This is a genomic window from Cellvibrio japonicus Ueda107 (genome assembly GCF_000019225.1).
Taxonomy (GTDB): Bacteria; Pseudomonadota; Gammaproteobacteria; order Pseudomonadales; family Cellvibrionaceae; genus Cellvibrio; species Cellvibrio japonicus.
The window spans coordinates 287195-299844 of the sequence record NC_010995.1; the positions used below are offsets into that span (position 1 = coordinate 287195).

Annotated in this window: 8 protein-coding genes; 3 read left to right on the forward strand and 5 right to left on the reverse strand. The window is 52.9% G+C overall.

Annotated features, from left to right (window positions below):
* Positions 1-52 precede the first annotated feature (52 nt).
* Entirely contained in the window at positions 53-2830 is a 2778-nt protein-coding gene (locus tag CJA_RS18910; RefSeq protein ID WP_012485908.1) for a glycoside hydrolase family 16 protein, read from the forward strand.
* A gap of 240 nt (positions 2831-3070) precedes the next feature.
* Here the strand turns inward: CJA_RS18910 and CJA_RS01105 are convergent, their stop codons facing one another.
* From CJA_RS01105 to CJA_RS01120, 4 genes are all read right to left on the reverse strand, one after another.
* Positions 3071-4228: an NAD(P)/FAD-dependent oxidoreductase gene (locus CJA_RS01105; protein WP_041550832.1), complete on the reverse strand. Its 1158-nt coding sequence runs from the start codon at positions 4226-4228 to the stop codon at positions 3071-3073.
* A 2-nt stretch (positions 4229-4230) separates the two neighbouring features.
* Entirely contained in the window at positions 4231-6285 is a 2055-nt protein-coding gene (locus tag CJA_RS01110; protein WP_012485910.1) for a LodA/GoxA family CTQ-dependent oxidase, read from the reverse strand.
* Positions 6286-6302: 17 nt separating this feature from the next.
* Positions 6303-7625, reverse strand: coding sequence for a hypothetical protein (locus CJA_RS01115; protein WP_012485911.1), 1323 nt, complete (start codon positions 7623-7625; stop codon positions 6303-6305).
* A 333-nt stretch (positions 7626-7958) separates the two neighbouring features.
* Positions 7959-9119, reverse strand: a complete 1161-nt coding sequence (locus CJA_RS01120) for a helix-turn-helix domain-containing protein (RefSeq protein WP_012485912.1) — start codon at positions 9117-9119, stop codon at positions 7959-7961.
* Positions 9120-9294: 175 nt separating this feature from the next.
* Between CJA_RS01120 and CJA_RS01125 the strand changes: the two genes are divergently transcribed.
* Positions 9295-10275 carry an alpha/beta hydrolase gene (locus tag CJA_RS01125; RefSeq protein WP_012485913.1) on the forward strand — a complete coding sequence of 327 codons (981 nt, stop codon included), beginning with the start codon at positions 9295-9297 and terminating at the stop codon, positions 10273-10275.
* A gap of 72 nt (positions 10276-10347) precedes the next feature.
* The gene (locus CJA_RS01130; RefSeq protein ID WP_012485914.1) at positions 10348-11307 is read left to right on the forward strand and encodes a DUF368 domain-containing protein; all 960 of its coding nucleotides are present in this window, start codon (positions 10348-10350) and stop codon (positions 11305-11307) included.
* Between the two features lie 87 nt (positions 11308-11394).
* Here CJA_RS01130 and serA read toward each other — a convergent pair whose 3' ends face one another.
* Positions 11395-12624 carry a phosphoglycerate dehydrogenase gene (gene serA / locus CJA_RS01135; protein ID WP_012485915.1) on the reverse strand — a complete coding sequence of 410 codons (1230 nt, stop codon included), beginning with the start codon at positions 12622-12624 and terminating at the stop codon, positions 11395-11397.
* Positions 12625-12650 lie beyond the last annotated feature (26 nt).

The following is a 12650-nucleotide window of genomic DNA, read 5'->3' on the forward strand; positions in this document are numbered from 1 at the left end:
GTATTTAAGGCACTTCAATAAAACACCTGAACTATAACAATAGAGGTCAACCATGAAACTACTTGTCTATTCTTCAAACGCTGGCGGGGCGAGCAGAGCCCTGGGATTTTGTCTCACGCTCACCTTATTGGGCCTGATCGGTTGCGGTGGCTCCAGCGGTGGAAGCAGTAAATCCTCTTCCAGTGCTGCGCTATCCAGCAGCCTTGCCAGTGAAAGCAGTGTGTCGCTTTCCAGTGAATCATCCAGTGTAGAGTTATCTTCCAGTTCATCCGCTGAAACTGAATCGAGTTCCAGTGTGGATGACTCCAGCTCCAGCGAAAGTGACTCCAGTAGCAGTGTCGATGCCAGTGAATCCAGTTCATCCGCGACAGGTACCGGCTCATCCAGCTCAACAGGTTGGACACTGGTATGGAGCGATGAATTTGAAGGGGATGCCATCGATCCTGCCAAATGGGGCCATGAACAGAACTGCTGGGGTGGTGGTAACAACGAACAACAATGTTATACCGACCGCGCCGAAAACTCGTTTATTGAAGAGGGGGTTCTTCATATCGTAGCGCGTCGTGAAAGTTTCACGGGACCCAATACGCCGGATGGTACAGGTGATGGCAATACGACGCTCCCCTATACCTCTGCACGCTTGCGTACCAAAGGATTGGAAGAGTGGACGTTCGGGCGCTTTGAAATTCGCGCAAAAATGCCCCAGGGGCAGGGCACCTGGCCGGCAGTGTGGATGCTGCCAACAGATTCACCCTATGGCATCTGGGCATCCAGCGGTGAAATCGATATTGTCGAAGCGGTTAATTTAAAAACACAAACGCTGGTCAATGGTGAATTGCAAGCGCCGGAAGCGCGTGTACATGGCACCTTGCATTATGGTCGTGTATGGCCTGGTAATGTAAATTCCGGCGCTGCCTATACACTGCCGGAAGGCGCTAACCCGGCAGACGATTTCCATGTGTATGCGCTGGAATGGGAAGAGGGTGAAATCCGCTGGTATGTCGATGGTGTCCACTATGCAACCCAGCGCTCCAGCGGTTGGTATTCCCAATATCTGCTTGATGGTGTGTTAACGGATGCCCCTGAAGGTGCTCCCTATGATGCGCAATCGCGCTATCACTTATTGCTCAACCTCGCCGTAGGCGGTAACTGGGCAGCCAATACCAATAATTTAGGCATTGATGAAAGTGTCTTCCCGCAAACATTGCAAATTGATTATGTGCGCGTGTACGAGTGCAGTGTATCTCCGCAAACCGGTAAAGGCTGCGCCACCCTGGGCGATGAGGCCGAACTGGTTCGCGGCTATCAACGTCCCGGTATTGGCCCGGTCGAATTGCCCGGCCCGCCACAGTTGGTGATGTATGAAGACAACCTGATAGACGGCTTGGCCTTTGACAGCTACGACCCGGATAACCATGTCAGTTACAGCGAAGTTGACGAGGGCAGTCGCGGCAACGTCATTCACCTGGTGAAAGCCGGTGATTCCGGCAATCTGTATTTCAGGGTAAATGGTGATCCATACGATCTGCGCCATTGGTCGCTGGATTCCGAACTGGTTTTTGATGTGAAACTCAACAGCAAAGCCGAAGGTGCTGTCCTGCGTGTCAAACTGGACAGTGGCTGGCCAAACGTGAGCGATACCATTGTTCCATTGGGTGCTGAAGGCGAGTGGACAGAATTCAGGATCAGCCTGGGTGATTTGGTAAATAGTGGTAATTCCATCGAGCCAGGCAAAGCTAACCTTGCCAGTATTGCCAATATTTTTGTGATGGAGCCTTCTGCCGAAATGGATGTGTCTTTCGACAATATCCGTATCGAGGGTGAAGCAAACCAATCAGTATTTGCCGATGTACCGCTCTACACCATTTATGCCGATGCTGTTCCGGCAGAATTACAAATCCAAAGCTTCAACCCGGATAACAATTCCATTGTCAGTACCCAGGTTGCTGAAGAAGGCCGCGGCAATGTCTTCAATGTGGTGAAAAGCAGGTCAGGCGGCAATGTGTTTTTTAACATCACTGCCGGTGCCGCCGATTTGAACCACTGGGCCGACGCCGGGGAACTGGTCTTTGATGTGAAAGTCAATTCCAGGGCCGAAGGTGCAGGCCTGCTGGTAAAAATAGACAGCGGTTGGCCCAATGTCAGCGATGCCAATGTTACCCTGGCGCCGGATGGCGAATGGACGGAATTCCGTATTGCTGTTGCCGATTTAATTAACAATGGCAACTCGATTACGGCAGGTATCGCTAACCTCAATGCCATTAGCAATATTTTTGTGATTGAGCCAACCGGTGTGATGGATGTGTCATTCGATAATATCCGTTTGGTCGTACCGTCCAGTTACAGTATTTATGACGATGCACCTCATGCAGAATTGCAGATCCTGACCTATAACGATGATGGTTTGATCACTACCTCCGGTGTGGAAGAAAGCGGGCGTGGCAATGTCTTCCGTGTGGTAAAAAGTGCAGCGGGCCAGGGCAATGCCTATTTCAATAATACCGCTGGCCCGCGCGATATTACTGCTTGGCTGGATGCGGAGCTGGTGTTCGATTACAAGATCAGCAGCCATGCTGAAGGCGCCTACCTGCTGATCAAGATGGACAGTGGCTGGCCCAATGCCAGCGATGTGCTAATAGAGCCTGCCGCGGAAAATACGGATTGGGCCGAATACCGTATCCGTATTGCCGACCTGATCAACGATGGTAACCATTACACCTCGCAAGCCGACAAGGCCAATCCACTGCAAATCCTTAACCTGTTTGTGATTGAGCCCCAGGCCGGTGCTATGGATGTGTCGTTTGACAATATCCGGGTAGTAATTGAATAGATCGCGGTTGAACAGATAAAAACAGGGAAGTGAATAACTCAGGCAAAGGACTGCCTGTTGTTAATTGGAATTTGCGTTATTAAACGGAGCAATTATGCAATTGTTGGATTTCACTGTTCCTATTCGATGGTCTGGTGGGCAGGGTGTTGGCTTGTTAGTAATATCGGCCAGTTTGCTGCTCGTTTTTTTTGATTTTCGTTAGGATATTCCGATAGAGAAAATCCAGAGTATGAACAACATTCAGCCCAAACGACGACGCTGCCAAAATCCCTCTGTTGGAAAGCGGGTTTCCTGTGCATACAGATAGCTGCGTACACCTACATATTGATTGAACCGGGCAAATACCTTGTCTTGATAGGCTGCAAGTGCAGTGCGATTGACGTCGATGAAATAAGCAGCCAGTGCCTGGCCTGCCCATAAGCCTTGTATAAGGGCGTTGGTAATGCCAGCAGAGCTAATCGAATCAAAACTGCAGGCGGCATCCCCTACGGCCAGCCAATGGCTGCCCACACAATTGGATAGGATGGCAGAGCGTGCCGGGGCTTGTCGGAGCGGATAATGGTTAAGTTGTTGTGCTGATAAAAATTGATTGAGCCATTTAGCCTGGGTGTAGGCATGCTGCCATTGATCCGGTTTGTCCAGGTTTTTTGCCTTGAGTTGCTGTGCATCGGTGGTGAGTGATAACACACAATCACCGCCCGGTACTGCGGAGAGATACCACCAGCCATCGGCGGTTGCTTCCAATAGGGTGTGCTGCGGCAGGGTGTTGTGGTCTGCTAATGCAATGCGGGTGTACAGGCTTATCACTTCATCGAGTTGATTGCGTGCTATGTCCAGGCGGCGCATCACGGCGGCGCCCTGGCCGCTGGCATCCACGACAAAGTCGGCATCCAGTTGTTGCTCTCCCTCAGGAGTCGCAAACATTAATGTAAAACCACCTTCATCGGATAAAGGTTTGGATAATAGATGACGCAGTGAATAGTCGCTGTGCACCTTGGTACCGCGTTTTTGCGCTTCGTGCAATAAACCTGAATCAAAATCCTCGCGATCTAAATGGTAGCCACTGCCGCTCAAGTCCAGTAAAAAATCATTGGCCTGTGCTTTTTCCCCTCCCCACACAGACAGGCTGCCGGGACAAGGTAAATGCCGGCCGCTGTGTAACAGGCCGGGCAATTGTAATTCGCGCAAAACAGCGCTGGCGGCGGGGGGAATGGTCTCTCCCAGCGGCCAGCGCTTGGCTGTGGTGCGATGAAATATACAAACCTCGATATCATCCCGCTTTTGCTCGGCCAGGGCGTTGCATAGCGCAATAGCGGTTGCCGACCCGGCCGGGCCGGCACCGACTATGGCTACCCGAACCGGCGCTGTACCAAACGGGGTGAGCGGGTGTTGCTGCATGTTTATGTGGGCCCGCAATTGGTTGGTGGTGTGTAACCGGGAATGGATGCCGTAGGCCAAGGTTGTACGGCTTGTCCATCGGTATCAAACAGGCTGGCGACCTCCAGGAATTTATCGGCGCCGTAGTTACCGTTTTGCGCAGCGGGAATTTGTGTTCCCTGGATAACAAAGCCAACCTTTTGCCAGTTTGCAACAAAATCAAAATAGCATTGGTAGCGGCCTTCCTGTTGCGGATAATCGGTTTCCGTACCCTGGCCTTCGCTGCCCCTGACACTAAATACCTGGCCACCCAGATTCCACTTGCTGCCATCAAATGTACACTGGCTGGCAGGGTACACTGTGACCGGGCGCTGCGCAGGCCAGGACCAGTACAAGGTGTTATTGTCGGCAGGATTGGGATCCGGTGTATGGGTTGCACAGCTGTTGTAGTCCGTGTGCCAGGGCAGTGACATAAATTTGCACAGGTCGCCCGGCTCGACCGGCGCGGTGCGCAGGGGAATATAACCCTCTTGCAGGAAAGGCTGGTTGCTCACTGCGGTGGAGTAATCCAAGGGTTGCATATTCAGGCGAAATGGCCCTGTTGCCCCCTGCCAATCCTGCGCATACAAATTGACATCGCGCACGATAAAGGTCAGGTCTATACCTGGCGAATAGCGCCCGCCCAAACAGTTTTCCAGCGCAATGCGATCGAGTTCTTCACCGCGCCCTATGGGTACTGCGTCGGCAACAGACTTGCCGTCGTACCACTGCGACAGTAAAAAATATTGGGTGGTGGTCAGGCTTAAAAAACTTTTTTTCGCATCGCCCAGTGCCAGGGGCATTTTTACCCCCTGGTCAGATTCTGCCGCGATATTGGGATCGCGAATGAGGGATTTAAAATCGGGGATTTTGTCCTTGGGGTTGTCGCTGGGCTTTATCGAAGCCACATAGTTGTGGCCATTGACTGCCTGCTTTGGCAGGTTGGTATTCCAGCGCTGTAATAGGGCACCGTGAAATACCGGCAGCACATCGTCGGCAAAAGAGGCGGAATAATTGCTGTTGTATTGGCCCTGTGAAAATAATTGCGGCACCAAATTTAACTGCTCCACCCAGATGGTATAACTGTCATCCCAGGTGGATACCACATTGCGGGTTTGCGGGGCATAGCCCGGATCTGTGCAAACCACCCAGCCCTGTACAACCGGTGCGCTGCTGCCATCGGTAAATAAAAGGGTGGCGGTTACGGGGCCATCGGAAGTGTCATCAAACCAGCCGTTATTGTCTATGGCATCGTTTAATGCCGGTGGTTTGCCATCGGTTAAAATAGCGCTGGCCTTGCCGTAGCCACCACTCACAATCAAACGACCTGTACCCGCTTCTATTGTCATTTCGCCCAGGCTATTGATGGCGCCGCGCGGGTTAAACATATCAAAGTGGTCGTCAGGAAAACTGACCGGGTAGGATGGCAGGTTATTGATTTGTCCATCCGTACTCATATAACTGCAGGGCGTCGTTGCATCGAAGTTAAGTACCTGGCTACCGTTGCTGGAGGCATTCAGTGCACGCGGCCCCGCGTCTATCACTAATTGCGTAATGCGTTTGGGGTCTGAGGCTGTACCGGGAAATTGCGGATTGCGCAGTGGCGGCGTCTGGCCGTTTTCATAAGCGGCGATGCCATCTTCGTCGCCATTGGCGCTGGTGATTTCATAGTTATTGGCTTTTTTATTCGCCAGGTGAACTTGCCACACAATATCCTTGATGGTTTTACCATTGACCTGATCGCCAATTTTGACTTCGCGTCCAGGGTCGGTGGAGGGATAGGTTGTCTGGGGTGTGTCGTAAGCGTAAATGCGGAACCGCGCAGCCTGGCGCAGTGGGTTTTGCTGGGCATCGCGCAGGTCGCTCTCTTCTATAGGTGTGCTCTCTGTGCCTTTTTTAATGGGCAGGCCACCAAATAAACCCGAGTTGCTATCGACCAATTTTCCGGCGGCTGTTTCGGGGGCCAGGTAGTAGTCCTCACTCACACCAACACGCGCGAAATTAATGCTTGGATGTACACGAAAATAAGTGTTGTTCATGTTAATAACTCCCCAAATTATTTTTTAGCTGGCTGTTGTTGCGACCAGAAATAAATATTCTGGAAGGCGTGGCTGATGTTCAGGTTAAGTGGTGGCAGCGGGTACAAATCGGTCGAGCTGGGAAAAGCCGACAAGGTATTGTGGCAGCGGAAGCAGTTGTTCATGGTGCTCTGCACCTGGGTGTAGGTTTCTACGGTGGAATTGGAAAGTTTTACCGAGCCCGTCAATATGACATCAGTATCCAGCGCCATATTGGGTTTTAAGCCATCTATAGCCGCAAACCAGATGGCGCCTATCAATGTGTAATTGTGCCAAACATCATTGGGATCCAGTTTGCTGAGTACATCCTGATTCAAGCTGGCAATATTTTTATCATTGATGACTATGCTGGGATTGGGGGATGTTGGGTCGTTACCAAACGGGTATTGACGGCACACCTGGGTGATAGGTGAGAGGGTTTGTGTTTTTTCATTCAGCACCAATTTGTTGGTGGCGACCCAATTGAGGTTGCAATCTTTATAGGGCGTATTGGCTTTATAAAATGTCCAGTTTTCATTGGAGATGATGGTGGTGGGTGTCACCCTGGCCGGTACATTGGGCGCGTTGCGTTGATGCTCGAACGTAGCCCAAATCATTTCCGGATGACCATTCACCACACCGCCTATGTGAAAACCTACCAGCGCCAGCTTGACAGTTTGGGTTTGGGTGGGATCTATCACTATCTGGCCATTTTTGTTGGCGAGCTTGTTGATTTTGCCGTCCATGGTAAACATGTCGTCAGTGTTATCGCCGGGTTGAACCTGCTTCCAGGCTGCCTTTAGTTCAAGGCTGCCAATGGGGAAGCTGGTGGTCGCATTGAATTTACGCACCACCGCCGGGTCGGTGAGTTTGTTGCTGACAATAAACTGGGTAAAGGTATTGTCCAGATATTGTGAGTAGTAGACGGCCTTGCCCTGCTGGTCGACCAAAACACCGTCAGTGCCCGCCTGTAGATATTCGTCAAAGGATTGCGCATCGGTGTTAGTCCGGGTTTTAGGTACCATGCCAAAATCCGCCATTCCCAGGAGTGAGAAGGGCGAGGCAAAACTCAAAAAACGCGGCTGCCCATTGACACTTTGGGTTAGCCACAAAAACATTTGCCAAGACCACTGTTGAAATTCGCAGTTACTGCTACTGGCAAAGCCCTGGTTATCCGGTTCCGGGGTTTGGGCATGGGGAAACCAGCTGGGATCTGATATACAACTGCTGCTGGCTGCCATCGCTGGCAGTGAGAGCATGCCGACGACGGCGGCGAGCAATTTCAGTTTTTGGGGAAGTCGGGAACTTAAGGGTGTTTTCAATTTTTATCTCCTTTAAATATCAATGGCTAACTCGGGTGCAGGTAAAAATGCGAGTGAGAATCCGTGCAGGTTATTTTTTAGGAGCGTCCGGTTCCTGACGTACCTTAATGAGGCGACTGGCTCAAAGATATTACAGCGGATTACGATACTGCGCGTAAAAGCACATACGGGCGCAGGATTGCACATTTGATATTTTTTAATGCAGGACAGATCGAGATAAGCGGCAGGTGTTGAGTTTCACACGGGGTATTATGGGGTTGTAGACGCTAAAAAAATGAGCGACCCCGGCCAGTTATCTGACCGGGATTTTTTATGAGTTTCGGTATCAATCCTTCACGCGACTTTTTCTTCTTTACCGAGATGTTGTTTGCGGTATTCCGTCGGGGATATGCCTACCAGTCGATTAAAGAAACGGTGGAAGGCCGACTTGCTGTTAAAGCCGGCCTGCAACAACACATCCATCACGGTCATGTCGGCATAGGCTTGATCGCCTAAGAGGCGCTTGGCTTCTTCTACCCGGTAACTGTTCATAAATTCAAAAAAGTTGGTGCCGTAATGTTTGTTAATGACGGCAGAAACATCTTTAACCGACAGGCTGATGCGTTTGGCGAACTCCTCGATATTGAGGTTTTGCTTGAGGAAGAGCTTCTGTTCCTCCATACCTTGCTGGACTTTGGCAATCGCGGAATCGCTCAGTTTTTCTTCGGTTTTTTCCTTGGGTGGCTCGGGCTTGGTGGTGAGCAGCTCATGGGTATGTACCAGGCTGTTAATAAACAGCGCGTTGATCAAAATCAGGATCAGGTAGTTTTCTGTAATACCGAAGGCGTCGGAAATATTGGGGTAGTTGGCAGCAATGGTATTGGCAATCAGGTGTACCAGGATGGAGAAGCTCCAGGTGACCAGGAAACCCAGGCTGAGGATATTGAGCCAGCTTGGTTCCAGGGGGGAAAAATGGGAGTACTGGTTTTTCAGGCTGCGACGGTAACTGTGTACACGTAATACCGCTGCGATGCCATAGGCCAGTGGCAGTAACTTGATGAAATGCCAGACGGCATTGGCCAGTTCCCGCTCTTCCGGTGTTTGGCCCAGGGTGCGGAAACGCAGGTCGCTGGAGTCGATGGATAATATCGCCAGCCAGGCCCAGGTTAAGGCCAGGGGGATCAGGTGCAGCAGATGGTCGCGCCTGAGGCGGAAGGAGTCTTCTGTGAGGGAGGCGACATACAGCAGTAATATTGGCCCTTTCAGCAACTGGGCGGCGCTCAGGCAATAGGGCAGTAGCCAGTCGTCGAAAACGGGAGTGATTTTGACATCGTCATTCCACAGCACCAGCACACAGGCTGAACCGACCGCGATGGAGAGCATAAATGCACTGAGTAAACGGTTGGCCAGCTTGTTTTTAACCGGCAGCATGGCCTGGAAAATAACGAGCAGCAAACATTCCGCCATGGTCATGAACAGGACAACGTCATGAATATTAAATATGTGTTTTTGCATGGAGGTTAAACCCGGTTTGTCATTGTTATATGGTTCACCCGGGGGATTATAGAGGATGGGGGCAAGGGTGTCGCAGGCTAATTCCGTTAGCCTTTGGCTGTCGCCCTCGCATTGGTGGCGTCGAGTGGGTAGAGTAGCCCGGATTTATCACGGTTTTATGGATACCTGATCGCTTATGTTTTCATCTGCTCCGGTGACTGATAACCCTGCCTGGCTAAGCTTGTTGGGGGATTTGCCCCCCCTGCGGGTGGAGGTAACAGCCGATAACCTGAACACACAGGATGCCCGTGTACAGGCTTATCTGGCGTATTACGGCATCCATTTCGCGCGGAATCCGGGGCTGGTCCATGGCTTTGGTGGGCTGGAGATCGCCGGCTACCGGATCGCAACCCACTATTGGCTGCCCGCAGGGGCGAAGGGAACCCTGGTGGTGGTGCACGGCTACTACGACCATGCGGGGATTTTCGGGCACGCCATTCGCTTCGGGTTGGAGCAGCAACTGGCGGTGGTGGCATTTGACCTGCCCGGCCATGGTTTGAGCAGTGGTGACAGGGTGGCTATTGATCGCTTTGACACCTATGCCGATATCCTGGCGGGTGTCCTGGAGCGTTTGCAGCCCGTCTTGCCCCAGCCACTGTATGCCCTGGGACAAAGTACCGGGGGGGCTGTATTGCTTAACCATCTCTGGCGCTATCCCCGACAGGCGGCACACTGGCACCGCATAGCCCTGGCGGCGCCCCTGCTGTTACCGCGTGGCTGGATACTGGGGCGGATTTCCTATGCCTTGTTACGTCCTTTTTGTCGCCGGCTCAGGCGCAGCCGTTCGCGCAGTTCGCACGATGAGACATTTCTTGAGTTCCTGGATCAGCGCGATCCACTACAGGACAAAACACTGTCTGTGCAGTGGGTAGGCGCCATGAAGGACTGGAATGCCCAATTCCGCGCTTTTCCTGCCAAGGAGACGCCACTGCTCGTTGTGCAGGGTACGGCAGATGGCACAGTGGCCTGGCGCTACAACCTTCGCCAGATAAGGCGCAAGTTGCCGCACGCCCGCGTTGCCCTGATCGAGGGGGCCGGCCACCAGTTGGTCAATGAGCGCGATGATTATCGCCAGCAGGCATTTATGCAAATTCATCGTTTCTTTTTTGATAACTGACTTGAGCCGGGTGACAGGCTTGGGCACACTCGCGCCCCTGACACTATAACGATTTAACGAAAGGAGCTGTTTGTGAACCAGCCTGATAGAACCCTGAAAGACTATTTGCTCGTCCTGTTAAAGGGCCTGTGTATGGGCGCCGCTGATGTGGTGCCCGGCGTATCCGGTGGAACCATCGCGTTTATCACCGGTATTTACGATGAGTGGCTGACGTCACTCAAACGCTGTACCCCTGCGGTATTGCTGATGCTAAAGCGCGAGGGGATTGCCAAGACCTGGCGCTATATCAACGGAAATTTCCTCGTTGCCTTATTTGGCGGCATCCTGATCAGCCTGAAAACCTTTGCGGCCATTGTGTTGATGGCAATGGATGCCTACCCCATCCTGGTGTGGGCCTTTTTCTCCGGGTTAGTGGCGGCATCTATCTATCACCTGGCGCGTGAGCAGCGCGGCTGGGGGCTGACGGAAGTCTTTGGTTTGCTGTTGGGTATTGCCTTTATCCTGGCGATCTCTTTTATGGCTCCTGCCCAGTTGCCTGGACATGGATGGATTTTGTTTCTGGGCGGTTTTGTCGCCATTTGCGCCATGATCCTGCCCGGCATTTCGGGTAGTTTTATCCTGTTACTGGTGGGGCTCTACCCGGTATTCCTGCAGGCGATCCACAACCTGGAGATCGTCAAGCTGCTGTGGTTTGGGGCGGGTTGTATTACCGGCCTGATTGTCTTCTCGCGTTTCCTGTTGTGGCTGCTCAAGTCCTACCACAACCAGACACTGTCGGTCTTGGTTGGCTTTTTGGTGGGGTCGCTCTATGTGACCTGGCCCTGGAAACACGCGCTGTTAACCACCACGGACAGCCATGGCCGCACGGTGGTGCTGCAACAGGAAAATATCAATCCCTTTAACTATGCCGCCGTTACCGGTACTGAACCCACCCTGGGCCTGGCTGTGCTCTGGGCGTTTATCGGGGTGGCCCTGGTGCTGGGCGTCGAGGTGGTCGCAGGTTGGATCAAGCGCCGCAGCCAGGGCGCCTGACCCTCGGCCAATCCATAAAGACTGCCCATAAAAAAACGCCGCGGCCTGTTGGACTCGCGGCGTTTTTTTATGGGCGAGAAGCCGGGCTTAAAAGAGTACGCGGCAGCGAATGGTGCCATCGATCTTTTTCAGCTGCTCCAGTGCGGCTTCGCTGTAGGGTGAGTTGATATCCACCACCACATAGCCCACCTTGTCGTTGGTTTGCAGGTACTGGGAGGAGATGTTGATCTTGTTGTCGGAGAAGATCTTGTTGATTGCCGACAAGACCCCCGGCACGTTGGCATGCACGTGCAACAGGCGGTGCGCGTCCGGATGGCCGGGCAGGGCCACTTCGGGGAAATTGACCGAGCTGGTAGTCGTGCCGTTGTCGGAATACTTGATCAGCTTTTCCGCCACTTCGATACCGATGTTCTCCTGGGCTTCCATGGTGGAGCCGCCGATGTGCGGGGTCAGGATCACATTATCCAGGCCGCGCAGCGGACTGATGAACTCATCGCCGTTGGCCTTGGGCTCTTCGGGGAATACGTCGATGGCCGCACCGGCGATATGGCCGGCTTTGATGGCGTTGGCCAGGGCATCGATATCCACCACGGTGCCGCGCGAGGCGTTAATCAGGATGGCACCTTTCTTCATCAGGCCGATTTCGCGCGCCCCGATCATATCCTGGGTGGCGGCAGTTTCGGGCACGTGCAGGCTGATGATGTCGGAGGTCGCCAGCAGTTCATCCAGGTCGCGCACTTGTGCAGCGTTACCCAGTGGCAGTTTGGTGACCACATCGTAGAAGCGCACTTTCATACCGAGCGATTCCGCCAGTACGCTGGTTTGGCTGCCGATAGAGCCATAGCCGATCAGGCCCAGGGTCTTGCCGCGAATCTCATAGGAGCCTATGGCCGATTTGTCCCAGCCGCCGCGATGGCAGACAACGTTTTTCTGCGGGATATTGCGCAGTAACAGGATGGCTTCGGCGATCACCAGTTCGGCGACCGAGCGGGTATTGGAGTAGGGAGCGTTAAACACGGCTACACCGTGCTCCTGGGCAGCTTTCAGGTCGACCTGGTTGGTGCCTATGCAGAAGCAGCCGGCAGCGATCAACTTGGGCGCGTTTTCAAAGACCCGGCGGGTCAGTTGGGTGCGCGAGCGCAGGCCGACAAAGTGGGCGTCCTGGATGCGCTCAACCAGCGCGTCTTCACCCAGGGCCGTTTTCAGGTATTCAATATTGGTGTAACCGGCAGCGTGCAGGGTATCCACGGCCGATTGGTGTACGCCTTCCAGCAACAGGAACTTGATCTTGCTCTTGTCTAACGAGGTTTTGCTCATGGGTATGAACTCCAAAGTGGGTAATC